We start from the raw sequence: 18,452 nt of genomic DNA on the forward strand, positions 1-18,452 counted from the left end.
TGCCGGCTCGATCGCGATCCGGCCCGGCCGCTTCGTGCAGACGGACACGCCGGGCGACACCTTGAACCTCCGCCGCTGGCCGAGCTTCAACCCGAACGTCATCGCCGCGATCCCCGACGCCACCCTCCTGCCGCTGCTCCGCCAGGGCGTCTTCGCCGGCCGCGACTGGCTCTGCGTCGAATATGGCGGCCAGCAGGGATGGGTGCTGGCCGCCTACACCGCCGACTTCACCGTGTGAGGAGGCCCCCCATGGCCAAGAACGACAATCTGCCGATCCTGCCCGCCTGGCATGCGCGCAGCTTCTACGCCTCGCTCCTGCTGGCGCTGACCGTCATCGGCAACGCCTTTGGCTGGGACCCCTTGCCCTGGCTCGCCCATCTGGGCCTCGGCACCACCCCCGATCAGGTGGTCGAGAAGATCATGCTGCTCGCGCCGCTCGGGTTCGGCCTCTGGGCCTGGTGGGAGCGCCGCGCACCGCACTACCGCCTGTCGCTCTCCCTGCGTCCGCCGCTGCAGCGGGTCGTGGAGGTGCTGTCCGGAGCAATTGCCCGCCTTCGCGCTTTCCTTGTCCGCCTCTGGTCCCGGATGGTCGAGCGGTGGCGCGACCTCTGGGGCTGGGGGGTCCGCTGATGCTGGGCAGCCTGGCCGAGATGGCCGCGACCCTCCTCGGTCTCGCCATCGTCTTCTTCACCGGCCGGAAGCTGATCCGCGACGCGGCCAAGGCAGAGGTGCGCGAGGAAATCGCCGCCGATGCCGCCCAGGACACCATCGACACCCGCGAAAGGATCGACGATGCGACCCGCACTCCTCTGCCTCCTGATGCTGCTCGTGAGCGCCTGCGCCGGTTCGGCGCCGGCGAGACCGGAACCCCGCCCGAGCGGTGAGGCGCTCTGCGCCGCACTGGAACCTCTGGCCCGCGCCCATGCGCGGGCGCTGGCGACAGGCGGTGACGATGCCGCCGTGGTCTCGGGCGATCTGCTGATATCGGGGCTCGCGGCGGGCTGCACCTTCGAGGGCGGCGCATGACGGTTCTGGACATCGGCCCGGTCGTTGCCTGGGCCGCGGCTCTTTCGACGCTGCTCTCCCTCGGCACCGCACTCTGGACGGCGCTGACCTCCGGAGCGCGAAAGAACGACAAGCGGCTCGAGGAGGCAGTCGCCCGGCTCGACCGGCACGAGATGCGGATCACCAGCGTCGAGCAGACCCTGTCCGGCCTTCCCGCAAAGGAAGACATGCACGAGCTGCGGCTCGCGCTCGAGGGCCTCCGGGGCGACATGAAGGAGGTGCGGGCCAACCAGGCATCGGCCGTCGCGACGGGCGCGCGCCAGGAGGCGGTGGTGCAACGGCTCGAGAACTACCTCTTGGAGAAGGCGAGATGACCGATTACGGCGATTTCCTGCGGCGCCACCGTCGCCTCGCGCTGCTGCGCCATCTCGAGGCCTGTCCGGACTATACCTCGAATGCGGCGATCCTGCAGTCGGTCCTCAACGGCCTCGGGATCACCTCGACCCGCGACCAGGTGGTGACCGAGCTGACCTGGCTCAGGGAGCAGGGATTCATTGCCGTCGAGGACTTGGGGACCGTGGTGATCGCCGCGGCGAGCACGCGTGGCGTCGAGATCGCGCGCGGACTGACCAGCCATCCCGAGATCGAACGGCCGAGCCCGCGGCCGAGGCTTTGACATGCCGCCGCCCCGCAAGATCGACCTCCTCCCGCCGGAGCTTCTGACGTGGCTGCAGGAAGAGCTGCGCGCTCGCGGCTTCGCCGACTACGAGGCGATCGCCGAGGCACTGAACCTCCGCCTGGCAGACGGCGGGCTCGAGCTTCGGATCGGCAAGTCAGCGATCCATGCCTACGGGCAGGAATTCCGCGATTACGCCCGGCTTCAGCAGCAGGCCCAGGACGAGATCCGGATCTTCCTTGAGGAAGCCAGCCTCACCGACGAAGCGAACGTCACCAAGGCGTTGTTCCAGCAGCTGACGACGATCCAGTGGCGCCTGCAGATGGCCATGGCCGCGCCCGACGCCTTGCCCGATCCGCGTGGGATGAAGGACCTGACCACGGCGCTCAACAACCTGATCCGGTCGACCTCGCTGCGCGATGCGATCCTGGCCGCCGAGCGCACCGCCCAGGCGGCGAAGCTCGATGCAGCAGTCGCGGCCGGCGACATCTCCGCAGATTTCCGACAGCAGGCCCGCGAGATCATGGGGTTTGCGTGAATGCCCGCCATCGAACAGCCGGTCATCAGCTTCCTGCCCTATCAGCGCGCCTGGATCGCCGACCAGTCGCGCTTCAAGATCGGCATGTTCACCCGCCGCGGCGGCAAGACCTTCGGGAGCTGCGGCGAGATCGTTGACGACTGCATCCGGGCGGAGATCGACCGGCGCAAGGTGCGCTGGACCATCCTGTCACGCTCGGAGAACACGGCGAAGGAGGCCCTTGAAGACGCGTTGAAGCCGATGACACGGGCCTATTACGCGGTGCTCACCGGCCTGTCTCGCCAAGGGCAACCGCGGTTCGTCGAGGACGAATTCCATGTCCCCGCCCATGCCCGCGAAATCCACCAGGGCGACCAGGTGGTGACGATCGATGTGCCCGAGGCCCGCTACAAGACGCAGGAGGTGCATTTCCCGGGCGGCTCGCGGGTGGTGGCGCTCTCGGCGAGCCCCGACGCCGCCCGCGGCTTCGGCGGTAACCTCCTGCTCGACGAGTTCGCCTTCCACGCGGATTCGCGGCGCATCTGGGGCTCGGCTTTCCCGGTGGCCGCACGCGGCGGTCACAAGATCCGCGTGATCAGCACCCCGAACGGCAAGGGCAACAAGTTCTATGAGCTGATGACATCGGCCGACAACGGCTGGTCGAAGCACCACGTCGACATCTACGAGGCCGTGCGCCAGGGCCTCGACGTCGATATCGACGAACTGCGCGCCGGCATGGCCGACCAGGACGCCTGGGCGCAGGAGTTCGAGCTCGCCTGGCTGGACGAGGCGAGCGCCTGGCTCGACTACGACCTGATCTCCTCGGCCGAGCATACCGACGCGGGCGACCCGGCCGCCTATGCCGGCGGCCTCTGCTATGTCGGCGTCGACATCGCCGCGAGGAACGACCTCTTCGTGATCTGGGTGCTCGAGCTGGTGGGCGACGTGCTCTGGACGCGCGAGATCATCGCAAGGCGGCGGATCAGCTTCGCCGAGCAGGACCGCCTCCTCGACGAGGTGATGAAGCGCTACCGGGTGGTCCGGCTCCGGATGGACCAGACCGGGATGGGCGAGAAGCCGGTCGAGGACGCGAAGCGCCGGCATGGCGAGTTGCGCGTCGAGGGGGTGCTGTTCTCGACCGCCGCGAAGCTCGACATGGCGACGGCGCTGAAGGAGACGATGCAGGATCGGCGCGCGCGCATCCCGGCCGGCGATCCGGTGCTTCGCGCCGATCTTCATTCGATCAAGAGCCAGGTCGGGATCACCGGGATCCGCCGCCTCATCGCCGACAGCGACAGCGACGGCCACGCCGACCGCTTCTGGGCGGGCGCGCTGGCCGTCTCGGCCGCGCAGCAGCCGCCGGCGGAATATGGCTATCGTGCTGCGCCGGCCTTCCCCGGGGCCGCCAAGCCCGGCCGCCTGGAAGAGCGTCCGCGTCGCGAGGATGACGTCCGCCCGGGCCGGGACTGGTGGGACAGTCCGCTCGGCGCCGGCCTGCGGGGGGACCTGTGATGGTGGGTCGCACCGAGGATGATGAAGACGATGCAAGCGAAATCGGATGGAAGATCATTGAGATGGCCGAGCGGCTCAGGGGAATGAATTCGGTTGTTCCCGGAGCGGTCGCGAAGTGGGCATTCGAGATGGATGGCCGGAGGTACAAGGTTTCGATCGTCGTGGAAGACCCGACTTAGGAAGCTCCAGTCATGCGCAGAAGGGAAGTTTCCACCACAACCCAAAGGACGCCGCCGATGGCCAGAAGCCTCACTGTCAAGTTTGCCCCGATTTCCGGCGCAGACCTCCGCCGCGAGCTGGACGAGGCGAAAGAGCGGCGGCAGGCCGTCCTGGCCGACCCGGAAGCTCTGCGGGCGCTTCACGCCCTGCGGTCAAAGAAGATCGACAGGTGGGACCTGCTCGCCGTCTATGACGATCTGCTTGCTGAAGGGGATGTGGCATGACCCGCACCCCGCAGCTGCTCGACCGCTGGGGCAATCCGGTGCGCCGGCAGGCCCTTGTGACAGAGGTCGCCGCGCCGACGCTCGGCGGCGTCCGCTCGCCGATCTCCGGCTATCCGGGCGACGGGCTCAACCCGATGCGTCTCGCCAACATCCTGCGCGCCGCCGACCAGGGCGACCCGATCCAGTACCTCGAGCTGGCCGAGACGATCGAGGAGCGCGACCCGCACTACCTGGGCGTCCTCGGTACCCGCAAGCGCGCCGTCAGCCAGATCGAGGTGACGGTGGAGGCAGCCAGCGACGATCCCGAGGATGTCAGGATTGCCGACATGATCCGGGACTGGCTGGATCGCGACGAGCTGACCGACGATCTCTTCCACATTCTCGACTGCATCGGGAAGGGTTACTCGTTCACCGAGATCCTCTGGGACGCTTCGGAGGGCCAGTGGCAACCCCTTCGGCTGGAGCGGCGCGATCCCCGGCATTTCCGGTTCGCCCGGCACGACCTGGCAACGCCGATGATGATCGACGAGCACGGCCAGGAGGTGCCGCTCGAGCCCTTCCACTTCATCTATGCCAACATCCCGGCCAAGTCCGGCCTCGCCCTGCGCTCGGGCCTCGCCCGGGTCGCGAGCTGGGGCTGGATGTTCAAGGCGTTCACCCAGCGGGACTGGGCGATCTTCACGCAGACCTATGGCCAACCGCTGCGGGTCGGCAAATGGCATGCCGGCGCCTCCGAGAGCGACAAGGATACGCTGTTCCGGGCGGTGGCCAACATTGCGGGCGACTGCGCGGCGATCATCCCGGACAGCATGTCGCTGGAGTTCGTCGAGGCGAAAAACGTCGGCTCCTCGTCCGGCCATTACAAGGAACGGTCGGACTGGCTCGACCAGCAGATCTCGAAGGCCGTGTTGGGGCAGACGGGCACCACCGATGCCGTTGCCGGCGGTTATGCCGTCGGGCGCGTGCAGCGCCTGGTGCAGGAAGATATCGAGACGGCCGATGCGACTGCCCTTGCGGGGATCCTCAACCGCGACCTGGTCCGGCCCTGGGTGATGCTGGAGTACGGCCCGCGGCGCAAGTATCCGCGGATCAGGATCCGGCGCCCCAAGGTCGAAGACATCGCCGGCATGACCGCGGCGCTGAAAGAGCTGGTGCCGCTCGGCCTGAAGGTGCAGATGTCGGAGGTGCGGGATCGTCTGGGCTTCGAGGAACCTGACGCCGGCGCCGAGGTCCTGGGCGCCCCGAAACCGCCCGAAACCGGCCTCTCCACCCCTCCGGCTGCACTCCCGAAGGCGCCTCCTGGGTCGAACCCGGCTATTAAACGGAATCCCGGCGAATTTAAACGGGGTGAGGCCCCGCCGGGCACATCGGTCGCCCTGAATGCCGAAGGGGCCTCCACGGCCCTCCCAGCGGCGCTGGCGCCGGAGAGCGATCTGGTCGACCAGCTCCTCGCCGAAACGGCGTCCGACATGGACGGCATGCTGGAAACGATCGAGGCGGTGATCGAGGCGGCGGGCTCGCTCGAGGAGGCCCGCGAGATGCTGATCGCGGCCTACCCGCAGATCGTCTCGACCGGGATGGGCGCCAAGCTCGCCCAGGGCCTGATCCTCTCCCACGCGCTCGGCCGCGCCGAGGTCGCCAGCGAAGATGGCTGATCCGGTCCGCGGCTCGCTGGGGGTTCCGTTTCCCGAACAGGTGGCGGCGCTGCGGCTTCGCCTGGGCGACCTCGTGCCGACATCGCGGTGGGACGACATCCAGCGATCCGCGCATGACAGCAGCTTCATGGTCGCCGGTGCGTTGAAGACCGATCTGCTGACGGACATCTTCGCGGCGATCGACAGCGCGAATGTCAGCGGCGGCGGGCTCGAGGCGTTTCGCCGGGACTGGAAATCCATCGTCGAGAAGCGCGGCTGGCATGGCTGGACCGGCGAGGGAACGGCGAAGGGCGAAGCCTGGCGCACCCGGGTCGTGTTCCAGACCAACATGTCGGTCTCGCGCGCCGCGGGCCGCCTCGCGCAGCTGCGCGACGGCAACTTCCCGATCTGGGTCTATCTGCATGGCGGGTCGCGCGAGCCCCGCGTCCATCACCTGGCGCTGGACGGGATCGCGCTGCCTTCCGATCATCCGTTCTGGCTGAAGTGGTATGCGCCGAACGGCTGGGGCTGCTCCTGCCGGATCCGCGGCGCCCGCTCGGCCGCCGGCGTTCGCCGTCTCGGCGGCGATCCGGACAAGAAGCTGCCCGAGTTCTGGGACAGGATCGATCCGAAGACGGGCGCGCCGGTCGGGATCGACAAGGGCTGGGACTATATGCCGGGCGGCACGGTCTCGCAGACGATCAACGAGATGACCAGGAAGGCCGTAAACTGGGAGTACAGTCTCGCCACCGCCTATATGCGCCAGGTGCCGGCGGCGCACGTCGACGCTTTCTCGACCGGATATCGCGACCTGCCGAGCATGAGGACGGAGCTCCGGAGATGGGTCGAGCGGGTCCAGGGGGCGCGCAATGGGGCGCCGATCGATCCGAAGGTGGTGGTGGAGCCGCAAAAGACGCTGGGGCTGGCCACGGCACCGCAGCGGGCCGAGATCGAGCGCCTGACCGGCGCGGATCTCGGCGAGGCACTCTATGACTTCGCTGTCGACCGGAACGCCGTCCGCCACGTCTTCGACCGCCACGGCAATGCCGCGACCGAGCGCAGCCGCGGCCAGCGCGCCGTGACGCCCGAAGATCTGGGGCGGCTGGGCGAGCTGCTGAATGCGCCCGATTCCGTCAGCCTGGGCGATGTGCGTCCGGGACAGCTGCAGGTGATCCGCTATGAGAAGCAGGTCGGCACCGATCGGCTCGTCGCGCTCTTCGAGCTGCGCCCCGGCCGGCGTCGGCTGAGCCTGGTCACGATGTGGGTGGAAGTGCCGGCGCGTCCCCGACCATGACGCCCTGAGCGTACCATCGGCCGATCCGCGGCGGTCGATGTCCCGCGCCAGCAGGAGCAATATAGCGATGTTCACGCTCGAATTGAAGGACGATGACCTGGACAGGGCGCTGGCGCGGCTCGGGGCCGGGCTCGAGGACATGTCCGAGGTCACCAACGAGATCGGCGGTTTCCTGGCCGAGAGCCACCAGCAGCGCATCGAGCGCAGCCTCGGCGCGCCCGATGGCACCGCCTGGGCCTTGAACTCCCCCTTCACGAGGACCCGCGATCCCCGGCCGCTGATCGACACCGGCGAGATGGCACGGAACATCAATCATCAGTACGGCCCGGACTATGCCGAGGTCATCGCCACCGGCAGGCAGGTCCGCACCATGCATTACGGCGCGGCGAAGGGCGCCTTCGGCCAGACCGCGAAGGGCCGGCCGCTTCCCTGGGGAAACATCCCCGCGCGCCCCTTCATGGGTCTGAGCGAGACCGACCGCTCCAACATCGCCGAAGCGCTGCAGGAATGGGTCGAGGGTTTGCTCTCGCAGGGGAATTGACCGCGCGTCCCTGACCGGGCCACTGTGGGGGCATCCCCGCTTCGCATCCCGTGGTCCGCGCCCGCAAACCCTTGCGGATGTATCGGCACGCCCCGATCCGCGATTGTCGGCGCATGAGCAAGCACCTTCAGATCGCGCTGATGCAGGCCCTGGACCTGCCTCCCGTCACGGACAAGACCGTGCCGGACTGGATCCACCTGCTGCCTGCCGGCGCGGCGATCATGACCGGAGACAACCGCGGTCCCTACCGGGTCACGGATCCCCAGGAGATCGTCGCCTCGGCCGTCGGGAAGAAGCTCCCGATCGACGAGAACCATGCGATCGACTGGGCCGCCCCCCGTGGAGAGCCCTCCCCGGCCCGTGGCTACATCCTCGAGCTGCAGGCGCGGGATGACGGGATCTGGGGGCGCGTGGACTGGACCGAGGCGGGCCGTGCCCTGATGGCCGACCGCGCCTATCTCGGGATTTCCCCGGCGGTCATCCATGACGGCGACAAGCGCATCTTCGGCATCGCGCGCGCCTCGCTCACCAACAAGCCCAACCTGCGCGGGCTCACCTCGCTGCATATGGAGTCCGAAATGGATCTGTCCGCCCTGGCAAAGGCCCTCGGCCTCGCCGATGACGCGACGATGGAGGCGATCCTCGCCGCCGTCAGGAAGTTGAACGCCAAGCCCGATCCCGCGACCGTCGATCTGCAATCGCAGATCGGTCAGATCGGCGTGGCACTCGGCGTCGCCGAGGGCGCGACGCCCGAGACGATCCTCGCCGCCGCGAAGACCGTCAGCCAGACCGATGACAAGAAGGTCATCGTCGCCCTGCAGTCGGAGCTGACCACGCTGGCGACCAAGCTCAACGAGGTGATCTCCACGGGCGCCAGGGCGCGGGCGGAAGGCTTCGTCGACGCCGAGATCAAGCGGGGCCGGGTCGGGGTGAAGCCGCTGCGCGAGCATTACATCGCCATGCACATGGAAGATGCCGCCCGCGTCGAGAAGGAGATCGCGGCGCTGCCGGTGATCGGCGCCGGCAACACCATCTTGCCGGCCCTGCCGGCGAAGGAGGGCGAGCTCGCGCTCCAGTCCGAACATGTGGCGGCGGCCAGGGCCCTCGGCCTTGATCCCAAGACCTATGCCGCCGCGCTGAAGGCGGACAACGAGGAGGCACTCTGATGGCCGCGCTGACCGCCAACCGCAACACGCCCCAGCTGCTCGATCCGGCGCCGGCGCCCCGTCGCGGCCTTGCCGCCGCCGGCGCGATGATCTTCGCGGGCGCCATGGTCATGCGCAACGCCGCGGGTACCCTGGTGAAGGGTTCGACCGCCACCGGCCTCGTTGGTGCCGGCCGCGCCGAGGAACTGGTCGACAACAGCGCCGGTTCGGCCGGCGATGCCTATGTCGTCTACGCCCCGGGCGTGTTCCGCTATGCCAACTCGGCGGGCGCGGACGAGATCACCGCCGCCGACATCGGCAACGTCTGCTACGCGGTCGACGATCAGACCGTGGCCAAGACCCATGCCACCAACACCCGCAGCCCGGCCGGCACCGTCGAGGATATCGACGAGCTCGGCGTCTGGGTCCGTTTCGATGCCGCGCTCACCAAAGCCGCGCTTTCCTGAGAGGTCTGATCCATGAAGTTGACTTCAGCCGCCCTCGACGCGCTCCGCGTCGGCTTTAAGGCCCATTTCCAGCAGGCCTTCGACGCCGAGGCAGGCAAGGCCGATTATGCGAAGATCGCCGAGCTGGTCACCTCGTCCGCGGGCGAGGAGAAATACGGCTGGCTGGGCGAGCTGCCCGGCATGCGCGAATGGATCGGCCCTCGCGTGGTTCACGGCCTGGCCGAGCACGACTATGCGATCAAGAACAAGGATTTCGAGCTGACGGTCGCCGTCAGCAAGAACCACATCGAGGACGACACGCTCGGCACCTACGGCACCCGGTTCAAGACGCTGGGCCGCGCTGCGGCGCGCCACCCGAACCAGCTGGTGTTCGGTGCGCTGGCGGCCGGCTTCGCCACCGAGTGCTATGACGGGCAGTTCTTCTTCGACACCGATCACCCGGTGCTGAACGAGGCCGGCGTGCCCGTCTCGGTGGCGAACACCGATGGCGGGTCGGGCACGCCCTGGTTCCTGCTGGCCACCAGCGAAATCATCAAGCCGATCTTCCTTCAGACCCGGAAGCAGGACGAGTTCGTCAGCAAGGACAATGTCACCGACGACAATGTCTTCATGAAGAAGGAGTTCGTCTACGGCGTCGATGCCCGCCGCAACGTCGGCTACGGCATGTGGCAGATGGCCTGGGGCTCGAAGCAGACGCTCGATGCGGATCATTACGCGACCGCGCGGGCCGCGCTCGGCGGCATGAAGGGCGACTTCGGCTCGCCGCTCGGCATCAAACCGAACCTGCTGGTGGTGCCGCGATCGCTCGAGGCGCAGGCGCTGGAGCTGCTGAACGCCGAGCGCAATGCCGCCGGCGCCACCAACGTCTGGCGGAACACCGCCGAGCTCTTCATCTGCGACTGGCTGTAAGTCATGGCCCGCCGCACCCCCAATACCAGCCGCGCCGAAGACAGCCCCGCCGGGGCCAAGGCGCAAGCGGCCGCTGAAGCGGTGGTCGCAGCGGAGGCGGCCGAGGCCACCTCCGCACCCGATACCGAGGGGGCCACCGACGCGGGGACGCCGGAAAACCCTCGGCTGGCCGCCGATGCGGGAGCATCTGCATCCGGCGATGGTGGCCAGCCGCCGGGAGATGACAGCGCTCCGCTGCCGTGCGTGAAGGTCACCGGCCCGAAGAAGGGCCGGCGCCGCGCTGGCCGGGCCTTCGGGCGCGAGCCTGTCCTGATCCCGATGGACGACCTGACCGAGGACGAGCTGGAGGCGCTGAGTGCGGATCCGGCGCTGACCGTCGAGTTCGTCTAGGCCCCCGATCCCCGGCGGGAGGCCGGCGGGCAGCGGCCGGGATGGGCGCCGGCCGTGAGAGACCAAGCCCCGCTCCGCAAAGGGAGCCTGCCTGGCGGCGGCTCGATCGCCGCCAGGAACGCCACGCACCAGCCACGGATCGCCCGCCCCATGACCTACACCACCCTTCAGCAGCTGACCGACCGCTATGGCGAGCAGATGCTCGTCATGCTGACGGATCGGGGCGAGGTGGCGACGAGCGTCGTGGACGAGGCGGTGATCGATCGCGTGCTGTCCGATACCGATGCGGTGATCGACGGCTTCCTGAAGGACCGCTACGTCCTGCCGATCGCCGAGACTCCGCCGCTGCTGTCCGACATCGCCCAGATGATCGCCATCTGGAAGCTGCACCGGCATCAGCCCAACGAGAAGATCGAGAAGGACTACAAGGAGGCCATGTCCCTGCTGGACCGGATCGGCAAGGGCGCGGTGCGCCTGCCCGTCGCCGGCGTCGAGCCCGCCACCGCCAACACCGGCGGTGCGCGCATCACCGACCGCGAACGGCCGCTGACGGCAGAGAACCTGAAGGGCTTCATCTGATGCTCGTCCAGGACATCATCGCGCGGCTCGGCGACAGGGTGGTTGCCCTGGCCGGCCGGATCCGCGCCGCCGAGGACTACGCGGCCCTCCTGCAGATGAAGGGCATCAGCTCCGCCCAGGGCGGAGCCTATGTGATGCCCTCGGGCATCCGGGGCGGCCGCGTCGAGTCGGCCACCGGCGTCTTCACCCAGATCGTCGACGAGGTGATCGCCGTGGTGATCCTGGTGCCCGCCGAGCGGGGCCTCGGCCGCCAGGGCGCGACCATCGAGAGCCTGAAGCAGGACGTGATCCAGGCGCTGTGCGGCTGGGTTCCGGAGGAGGCCATCGGCCCCTTCCAGCTCGTGCGCGGCGCGATGATCAACCTCGGCGAGGGCGCGCTCGCCTTCCAGCTCGAGTTTTCCGTTCCCGACCAGTTGAGGATCATACCGTGACCCAGAAATCCCGGCCCATGCCCGGAACGGGCGGCAGCTTCACCCGCAAGGCGGACGGCACGCTCGTGCCGCGGCGGGCGGATCCCGAGCCCGCCGCGCCCTCCGAAACCCTCGCCCCGCCCGTGCTCGAGCCTGTCCAGGACAAGCCCGCCGGGAAGCCCGCAAAACAGCCCGTGAAGGACGCGTGAAATGGCCCTGAAGTGGAAATCGAAGGTGCTGCTGGCGAAGGTCGAGGCCACCTATGGCACCGACCCCACGCCCACCGGCGCGCTGAACGCGATCCTCGCGACCGAGGTGCGCCTGACACCGATGGAAGGCCAGGACGTCGGCCGTGAGCTCGAGCTGCCCTGGCTCGGCGCGCAGGGATCGATCCCGACCGGTCTGCACCAGCGCCTGTCGTTCCGGGTCGAGATGACGCCGTCGGGCGAGGCCGGCACCCCGCCTGCCTGGGGCGTGCTGCTGCGCGCCTGCGCCGTGGCCGAGACAATCACCGCCGATACATCGGTCGAATACAATCCGGTGACCGACGGGCACGAGTCGATCACGCTCTACCTCTGGATCGCCAGCACGCTCTACAAGATCTCCGGGGCGCGCGGCACGGCCGTGATCCGGGTCACCGCCCAGGGCATCGTCTATCTCGAGGTCGACCTGACCGGGCTCTTCTCGCTGCCGTCCGAGACGCCGCAGGCCACGCCGGCCCTGGCCGCGCAGATCGCGCTGAAGCCGGAGGTCGCGACCACCGCCAACACGCCGGTCTTCACCATCAACGGCACCCCGCTCGTCATGCGCTCCTTCGCGCTGAACCTGGGCAACCAGGTGGAGACCCGCTTCCTGATCGGCTCGGAGAGCGTCCTGATCCCCGACAAGATGGAGACGATCGAGACGACGGTCGAGGCGGTGCCGCTGACCACGCTCAACCCCTTCCAGCTCGCCTACAGCCAGACGACGGGTGCGGTGGCGCTGACCCATGGCACGGCGGCCGGCCGGATCGCGTCGCTGGCGATCCCGGCCGCGCAGATGCAACGGCCCCAGTCGCTGGAGAACCAGCAGAACATCAAGGAATGGCCGCTGCGCATGGTGCCGCTGCCGACCGCCGGCAACGACCAGTGGACGCTGACGCTCACCTGATCCGGTTGCTGCCCGTCTCCGAAACCCCGAAAGGCTGAAAGCCAGAAAGCCAGATCCGATGTTCAAGGTGATCAAGAACCCGGTCTTCACCGCAACCGTGAGGGTGACCGCACCGACCGAGGGCGGCGTGGTCGAGTCGAGCTTCACCGCCCGCTTCAAGGCCCTTCCGGTCAGCGAGATGGCTGCCATCAACACCTTCACGCCCGAAGGCACGGTGGACTTCCTGCGCGCCATCCTGGTCGGGTGGGAGGGTGTGGCCGACGAGGCCGGCGAGCCGATCGCCTTCAACGACGCCTCCCGCGACTGGCTGATCGATATTGCCTATGTCCGCACCGCGATCATCAACGCCTACAACGCGGCGATGATGGGCGCGAAACGGGGAAACTGAAGGAGGCCGGGGCGGCATGGGCCCGGGGCGACGCAGACGGAACCGCGCTGGACGAAGCCGCTGACGACGCCCGGCTCTGGGGGATCGATCTCCCCGGCGGATGGGAAGACAGGACCGGCTTCGAAGGCATCTGGGCCGAGAACGAGGCCGCTTGGACCGCCTTCCTGCTGGTCTCCGGTCAATGGCGCGCCACGCCGCGGGGTCTCGGCGGGACCTACTGGATCGGCCTCGACTACGCGGCCGCCAAGACCGGCTTCGATCTGGCGGGCCTCACCGTCTCGCCGGAAACCTGGATGGATCTCCGCCTGATCGAACACGGCGCCCGTGAAGAACTGAACCGCGAAAGGTAGCCATGGCCGGCGAGATCAACATATCCGTCCTGATCCGTCTCGCGGCCGAACAGGCGCGCCGGGAGGCGGCGGCCCTTGGCGGGGACGTGAAGGCGCTGGGCACCGCGGCCGAGGAGGCCGGCCGCAAGACGTCCGCCGCCGGCGCGGCCATCGATCGGGCCGGTGCTGCGGCGCAGACCGCGGCCAGCGGCATCGCGGCGATGACCCAGCCCATCACCCAGATGGTGGGCGCGATGACCGCCGCCGAAACCGTCATGCAACGCCAGGTGGCGGCCTTCGCGGGGATCAAGACGGCGTCGGAAGGCGCCTTCGCGGCGCAGCTCCGGCACGGCGCGATGCTCGATGAGCTGAAGGCCAGGTTCAACCCGCTCTTCGCCGCCTCGCGCGACTACGAACTGCAGCTCCACGGCATCGCCGAGGCCGAGCGGCTGGGGGCGATTTCCGCCCAGGAGGCGGCCGCGGCGCGGAGCCGCGCGGCGCTGGCACTGACGCCGTTTACCGCCGGCCTCGGGCAGTTCGGCGACGCCTCGCGCGCCGCCGCCGCCCATGCGGCGAACCTGTCGTTCCAGATGAACGACATCTTCATGATGACCGCGGTGGGGCAGTCGCCCTGGATGCTGATGATGCAGCAGGGACCGCAGGTCGTGCAGATCATGGGCCAGATGCGCGGCCAGGGCGTATCTCTGGGCGCGGCCCTGACCGGGGCGCTGGGCATGGTGCTCAACCCGGTCGGGCTGCTGACCCTCGGCATGATCGGCCTCGGCGCCGCGGGCGTCCAGGCGCTGTCGAGGCTCGGCGGCGAGACGCGGAGTTTCGACGACGAGCTGAAGGACCTGAACGGCACGCTGGCGCGGATGCGCGGCAATCTCGATCTGCTGGGCACCGTGCGGCTGGAAGACACCTTCGGCAGCCTCACCGGGTCGGTGCGCGGCCTGGCGCAGGGCATGCTCGATCTGGATCGGGCGGCCGAACTGAAGCAGCTCGGTGACGTGATCGACGGTTTCCTCGATAGGGACATTGAGGAGAGCTTTCTTCAGTTGACCGCGCGGTCGCTCGCCATCGGCACGATCGGCGGTATGGGGGGCGCGCTCTCGTTCCCGGAAGAGTCGAGTCGGATCGCGAATTACTCCGCCCTTGGCGCCGCCAATTCTCTCGACGACTTCGAGAAGCGCACCGCCGAGATCAAGGCGCTTGCAGAGGCTGGCGACATCGAGGCGGTGACCGAGCAGCTGCTGGCGCTGCAGGCGGCGATGGCGGGCGGCGGATCCTTCACCGGCATGACGAAGGAACTGCGCGAACTCTGGGGCGCGCTCAGCTCGGCCGCGATCGACGCTGCGAAATTCGAAGCGGTCCTGAACGGCACCGCCCAGGCCAATGCGATCACCCACCAGATCGACAGAATGGTGCAGGGCTACACGCAGCAGCTGGAGCTGGCGGAAGCCTCGCTGCGCTATGGCGAGAACAGCGTCGAGGTCGAAGGTATCCGTGCCCGGCAGGCGCGCGAGGCTCTTCGGATCCGGCTCGAGGACATGAAGGTCCAGCAGGGCAGCGCGGAAGAGTTGCGCGCCTATGCGGCGCTCAACGCCAAGCTCAATGCCGATGCCGACGCAGCACAGGCCCGGCGCCAGAAGGCCCAAACCGAGGTCTTCGCCGATCTTGGGCGCCAGCAGGAACTCTCCACCGCCATCCTGCAGTTCGGCGAGGATTCGGCCGAGGTCGAGGCCGTCCGCGCCCGCCATGCCTGGGATGTCCAGGCCGCCCGGCTTGCCGAGATGGGCCTCGGACCGCAGCTGATCGCGATGGCGCAGGCGCTGTTCCAGGCGGAGCGCGACCGGGCGAATGCCATCCGGCAAGGCGCCGCCGACAAGCGCGGCCAGGACCTGCTGGCCGACCTGCGCGAGGAGGCCGCGATCGGCCAGGCGATCCTGATCCACGGCGAAGACAGCCTGCGGGTGAAGGAGCTGCAGATCGCGGCCGACCGGCGGGCCTTCGAGCAGCAGCTCGCGACGATGCGGATCTCCGAGGAGATGAAGACCCATCTGCGCGAGGCCTGGGAGGCGGCGCGGGGGCTGGCCTCGGCCGATCCGTTCGGCCGCATCGCCGCGGGCAACAGCTATCTGGCGGACCAGCAGGAGCGGATCGACAAGCTCCGGCTCGAGCAGAGCCTCCTGGGCCAGAACGAGGCGATCCAGCGCCGCACCATCGCGCTGTGGGAGGTCGAGCGCGACCTGCGCCGCGAGGGCATCGACCTGACCAGCGCCCGCGCGGCCGAGATCCGGGCCGCGGCGATGCAGGAGTTCGAGCTGACCCGCAGCATCGAGCGCCAGACCGCGGCCTGGCAGGACGTCCAGTCCTCGGCCGAGAGCGCCATCGACGGCATCGTCGAACAGCTCAAGGGTGGCGATATCATCGGGGCGCTGGAGGCGGTTGCCGACGAACTCTCGGACGTGTTCACCGAGCTGGCGGTCACGAACCCGCTGAAGAACGCGATCCTCGGCACCAACTACGGCACGATGCAGGACGTCGGCGGCTTGCAGGGTATCTGGGGCCGCCTGACCGGGCAGGCACCGGAGCTGACGGCGACGGCGAGCAGCATGGGCGTCGGCTCGATGAATGTCACCGCGGCGACGGTGGTTCTCAATGGCAGCATTGCGGGCATGCTCGGGAGCCCGATGGCTGCCATGGGCGCGACCGGGATCGGCGCGGCGAACGTTGCCGCCGCGCCGTCGATGTCGGGCGAGATCCAGAGGCAGATCTGGGAGTTCTTCGGGGGCAAGGGACTGGCGCCGCATCAGATCGCGGGCATCATGGGCAACGTCCAGGGCGAAAGCGGCTTCAACCCGCTGGCGGTGGGCGACAACGGTACCTCCTACGGCCTGTTCCAGCACCATGCGGAGCGCGGCGCCGGCTTGCTGGGCTCGCTCGGCGGCATGAGCGGCCTCGGCAATGTGCAGGGCCAGCTGGAATATGTCTGGCAGGAGCTGATGAGCTCGGAGAAGGAGGCGCTGCAGAAGCTCTTGTCCTCCACCGATGTCGCCGGCGCCACCTCCGCCTGGATGACGGGATTCGAGCGACCCTCCGATGCGGCCATGGCCGAGAGCTGGCCGTCGCGCCTCGCCGCGGCCGAGGCTGCGATGACGACCTTCACCGGCGCGACCGGCGAGGCGACGGCCGGCCTCGGCACGCTCGGCAGCGGGTTCGATGCCTTCGGGTCGGCCCTGGCCAATATGCTCACCGGCGGCGCCGGTGCCGAGGGCCTGTTCGGAACGATCTTCGGCGCGCTCGGCATTCCGGGATTCGCGGTGGGCGGCGTCCACGCGGGCGGGCTGCGCATTGTCGGCGAGAACGGACCGGAGCTCGAATATACCGGCCCCAGCACCATCCTGCCGGCCGATCTGACCCGGTCGATCCTCGGCGCACCGTCGCCGGCCGCCCGGCAGCCCGCCGCCGGCGGTGGCCCCATGCGCGTGTCGTTCAACCTGGTGAACAACTCCGGCGTGCCGATCGAGGCCGAGGGCGAAGCGACCATCGACGAGACCGGCGGCATCACCGTCGAGGCGCGGCTGAACAAGGCCGTCGCGCAGGCGGTGAGCCAGCGGGGCGGTCCCACCGACAAGGCACTGCGCAGCCGGGGCGCCAAGGCGCAGACATGGCGGCGCTCATGACGATCCCGACATGGCCCTCCGAGCTACCCCGCCCCAGCCGCGCCGGCTATCAGCGCCAGGCGCTGGACCCGCGCCTCGCCCGCAGCACGGAAACCGGACCGCCCGGCTATCGCCGCCGCTACTCGGCCGTCGCCGAAACGGTCGAGCTGGTGGTCACGCTGACCCGGCTGCAGCGGAGCGTGTTCGACCTGTTCCACCGCGATCTGGGCCACGGCAGCCTGCCGTTCTGGATGCCGGATCCGACCACCGACGGCTGGCCGATGCTGACCGCCGACGGCACCCCGCTGCTGACCGCCGAGGGCACGCCGATGCTGCTGTCCGCGCAATGGCTTTGCCTGTTCGGGTCCAGCCAGCCGATCGAGACGGTGCAGGGCGTCGAGTTCGTCAAATCGTTCAGCGTGGTGGTGATGCCATGAGGCTGATTTCCCTGGCCGCACGGCGGGCGGCCAATGAGGGCACCACCGACAAGATCGAGTTGCTGCTGATCCAGATCGAGCATCCGGCGCTCGCGGCGCCGCTGCGCTTCTCAACCGATCCGACAGAGCGCTTGTCTGCCGATCCGATCGTCTATTGCACCCGCAGCACCTGGCTGGGGGCCAACCCGATGACCGAGCCCTTCAAGTTCGTGCTGGCAGCAGCCGCGCTGCCCTCGGACGAGGAGGATGTCCCCGCCGCGGCAAGCATCGTGATCTGGGATCTCTCGGGCACCATCGGCACCCTGTTGCGCAGCTTCACTCACCCCCGGGCCACCGTGCATCTCGCCCTGGTGCTGGCCTCGTCGCCCTCGGTGATCGAGGAGGAGCATCGCGGGTTGCAGCTGGTCGAGCGCGACATCGCTGCGGGCGAAGTGCGGCTGGAGATTGCCCGCAAGCGGATCGAAGAGGAGCGCTATCCGATGCTGAGCTTCAGCAAGGGGCTGGCGCCGGGAGTGCATCGCAGGTGACCCGCCCCTCTCCCGTCTGGTCGGATGCCTGGCTCGGCCTGCCCTATGCCGATCTCGGCCGCAGTCGCGCCGGTGCCGATTGCTGGGGCCTCGCGCGGCTGGTCTATGCGGACGAGTGCGGCATCCCTCTGCCCTCCTATGACGAGGCCTATGCCGATCCGGCCGAGGCGCGCGAGATCGAGCGCGCCCTCTCGGACCGCGAGCCCTGGAGCGACTGGCGCCAGGTCGAGCAGCCGCAGCCGTTCGATCTGGCGCTGTTCACCCGCGGTGGCTGGCGGTCGCATGTCGGCATCATCGTGACGGGCCGGCTGATGCTGCACATGCCCCGTACCGGCTCCTGCATCGCGCATCTGGACCGCAGCCGCTGGGGGCAGCGCCTCGCCGGGATATACCGCCACCGCCAGATGGAGGACCGGCCTTGAACACCCCGTTCAA

Annotated in this window: 26 protein-coding genes; all 26 read left to right on the forward strand. The window is 68.8% G+C overall.

Annotated elements, in window-relative coordinates; genetic code table 11:
- Positions 1-238: SH3 domain-containing protein (locus EEY80_RS20140; RefSeq protein WP_407920736.1), on the forward strand; the 238-nt coding region annotated here is incomplete at its 5' end.
- Between the two features lie 11 nt (positions 239-249).
- A complete protein-coding gene (locus EEY80_RS14090) occupies positions 250-630 on the forward strand; it encodes a hypothetical protein (protein WP_126977437.1) in 381 nt (126 codons plus the stop codon).
- Positions 630-884: a hypothetical protein gene (locus tag EEY80_RS14095; protein WP_126977439.1), complete on the forward strand. Its 255-nt coding sequence runs from the start codon at positions 630-632 to the stop codon at positions 882-884. Before EEY80_RS14090 ends, EEY80_RS14095 begins: the two co-directional genes overlap by 1 nt.
- A 138-nt stretch (positions 885-1,022) precedes the next feature.
- Positions 1,023-1,379, forward strand: coding sequence for a DUF2730 family protein (locus tag EEY80_RS14100; RefSeq protein ID WP_126977441.1), 357 nt, complete (start codon positions 1,023-1,025; stop codon positions 1,377-1,379).
- Complete coding sequence (locus EEY80_RS14105; RefSeq protein WP_126977443.1) at positions 1,376-1,681, forward strand: VpaChn25_0724 family phage protein; 306 nt, start codon at positions 1,376-1,378, stop codon at positions 1,679-1,681. Before EEY80_RS14100 ends, EEY80_RS14105 begins: the two co-directional genes overlap by 4 nt.
- Before the next feature lies 1 nt (position 1,682).
- Positions 1,683-2,219, forward strand: coding sequence for a phage protein Gp27 family protein (locus EEY80_RS14110; RefSeq protein ID WP_126977445.1), 537 nt, complete (start codon positions 1,683-1,685; stop codon positions 2,217-2,219).
- Positions 2,220-3,710: a phage terminase large subunit family protein gene (locus EEY80_RS14115; RefSeq protein ID WP_126977447.1), complete on the forward strand. Its 1,491-nt coding sequence runs from the start codon at positions 2,220-2,222 to the stop codon at positions 3,708-3,710.
- Positions 3,710-3,889, forward strand: coding sequence for a hypothetical protein (locus tag EEY80_RS14120; RefSeq protein WP_126977449.1), 180 nt, complete (start codon positions 3,710-3,712; stop codon positions 3,887-3,889). The genes EEY80_RS14115 and EEY80_RS14120 overlap by 1 nt, the downstream gene beginning before the upstream one ends.
- Before the next feature lie 57 nt (positions 3,890-3,946).
- Complete coding sequence (locus EEY80_RS14125; protein ID WP_126977451.1) at positions 3,947-4,153, forward strand: hypothetical protein; 207 nt, start codon at positions 3,947-3,949, stop codon at positions 4,151-4,153.
- Positions 4,150-5,808, forward strand: coding sequence for a DUF935 domain-containing protein (locus tag EEY80_RS14130; RefSeq protein ID WP_126977453.1), 1,659 nt, complete (start codon positions 4,150-4,152; stop codon positions 5,806-5,808). Before EEY80_RS14125 ends, EEY80_RS14130 begins: the two co-directional genes overlap by 4 nt.
- Positions 5,801-7,081, forward strand: coding sequence for a PBECR3 domain-containing polyvalent protein (locus tag EEY80_RS14135; protein ID WP_126977455.1), 1,281 nt, complete (start codon positions 5,801-5,803; stop codon positions 7,079-7,081). The genes EEY80_RS14130 and EEY80_RS14135 overlap by 8 nt, the downstream gene beginning before the upstream one ends.
- Before the next feature lie 67 nt (positions 7,082-7,148).
- Positions 7,149-7,622 (forward strand): phage virion morphogenesis protein, encoded by a 474-nt coding sequence (locus EEY80_RS14140; RefSeq protein WP_164738267.1) that lies wholly within the window; start codon positions 7,149-7,151, stop codon positions 7,620-7,622.
- A 113-nt stretch (positions 7,623-7,735) separates the two neighbouring features.
- The gene (locus tag EEY80_RS14145; protein ID WP_126977459.1) at positions 7,736-8,788 is read left to right on the forward strand and encodes a phage protease; all 1,053 of its coding nucleotides are present in this window, start codon (positions 7,736-7,738) and stop codon (positions 8,786-8,788) included.
- On the forward strand, positions 8,788-9,234 hold the full coding sequence (locus EEY80_RS14150) for a hypothetical protein (protein WP_126977461.1): 447 nt from the start codon (positions 8,788-8,790) through the stop codon (positions 9,232-9,234). Before EEY80_RS14145 ends, EEY80_RS14150 begins: the two co-directional genes overlap by 1 nt.
- 12 nt (positions 9,235-9,246) lie before the next feature.
- Entirely contained in the window at positions 9,247-10,143 is an 897-nt protein-coding gene (locus EEY80_RS14155) for a Mu-like prophage major head subunit gpT family protein (RefSeq protein ID WP_126977463.1), read from the forward strand.
- A gap of 3 nt (positions 10,144-10,146) precedes the next feature.
- On the forward strand, positions 10,147-10,533 hold the full coding sequence (locus tag EEY80_RS14160; RefSeq protein ID WP_126977465.1) for an HI1506-related protein: 387 nt from the start codon (positions 10,147-10,149) through the stop codon (positions 10,531-10,533).
- Between the two features lie 150 nt (positions 10,534-10,683).
- Positions 10,684-11,112, forward strand: a complete 429-nt coding sequence (locus tag EEY80_RS14165; protein WP_126977467.1) for a gp436 family protein — start codon at positions 10,684-10,686, stop codon at positions 11,110-11,112.
- Positions 11,112-11,543, forward strand: coding sequence for a phage tail terminator protein (locus tag EEY80_RS14170; protein WP_126977469.1), 432 nt, complete (start codon positions 11,112-11,114; stop codon positions 11,541-11,543). Before EEY80_RS14165 ends, EEY80_RS14170 begins: the two co-directional genes overlap by 1 nt.
- Positions 11,540-11,731, forward strand: a complete 192-nt coding sequence (locus tag EEY80_RS14175; protein ID WP_126977471.1) for a hypothetical protein — start codon at positions 11,540-11,542, stop codon at positions 11,729-11,731. Before EEY80_RS14170 ends, EEY80_RS14175 begins: the two co-directional genes overlap by 4 nt.
- A 1-nt stretch (position 11,732) precedes the next feature.
- Positions 11,733-12,671, forward strand: a complete 939-nt coding sequence (locus EEY80_RS14180; protein ID WP_126977473.1) for a phage tail tube protein — start codon at positions 11,733-11,735, stop codon at positions 12,669-12,671.
- Between the two features lie 58 nt (positions 12,672-12,729).
- The gene (locus tag EEY80_RS20505) at positions 12,730-13,059 is read left to right on the forward strand and encodes a hypothetical protein (protein ID WP_126977475.1); all 330 of its coding nucleotides are present in this window, start codon (positions 12,730-12,732) and stop codon (positions 13,057-13,059) included.
- Positions 13,060-13,187: 128 nt separating this feature from the next.
- Positions 13,188-13,409 (forward strand): DUF1799 domain-containing protein, encoded by a 222-nt coding sequence (locus tag EEY80_RS20730; RefSeq protein ID WP_407920737.1) that lies wholly within the window; start codon positions 13,188-13,190, stop codon positions 13,407-13,409.
- A 2-nt stretch (positions 13,410-13,411) separates the two neighbouring features.
- Positions 13,412-17,074 (forward strand): phage tail tip lysozyme, encoded by a 3,663-nt coding sequence (locus tag EEY80_RS14195; protein WP_126977477.1) that lies wholly within the window; start codon positions 13,412-13,414, stop codon positions 17,072-17,074.
- Positions 17,059-17,490 (forward strand): hypothetical protein, encoded by a 432-nt coding sequence (locus tag EEY80_RS14200; RefSeq protein WP_235829853.1) that lies wholly within the window; start codon positions 17,059-17,061, stop codon positions 17,488-17,490. The genes EEY80_RS14195 and EEY80_RS14200 overlap by 16 nt, the downstream gene beginning before the upstream one ends.
- On the forward strand, positions 17,487-18,017 hold the full coding sequence (locus EEY80_RS14205) for a hypothetical protein (protein ID WP_126977479.1): 531 nt from the start codon (positions 17,487-17,489) through the stop codon (positions 18,015-18,017). Before EEY80_RS14200 ends, EEY80_RS14205 begins: the two co-directional genes overlap by 4 nt.
- Positions 18,014-18,439 (forward strand): C40 family peptidase, encoded by a 426-nt coding sequence (locus EEY80_RS14210; protein WP_126977481.1) that lies wholly within the window; start codon positions 18,014-18,016, stop codon positions 18,437-18,439. The genes EEY80_RS14205 and EEY80_RS14210 overlap by 4 nt, the downstream gene beginning before the upstream one ends.
- The last annotated feature ends 13 nt before the right edge of the window (positions 18,440-18,452 follow it).

Source organism: Frigidibacter oleivorans (assembly GCF_003993775.1).
In the GTDB taxonomy this organism is placed as follows: domain Bacteria; phylum Pseudomonadota; class Alphaproteobacteria; order Rhodobacterales; family Rhodobacteraceae; genus Frigidibacter; species Frigidibacter oleivorans.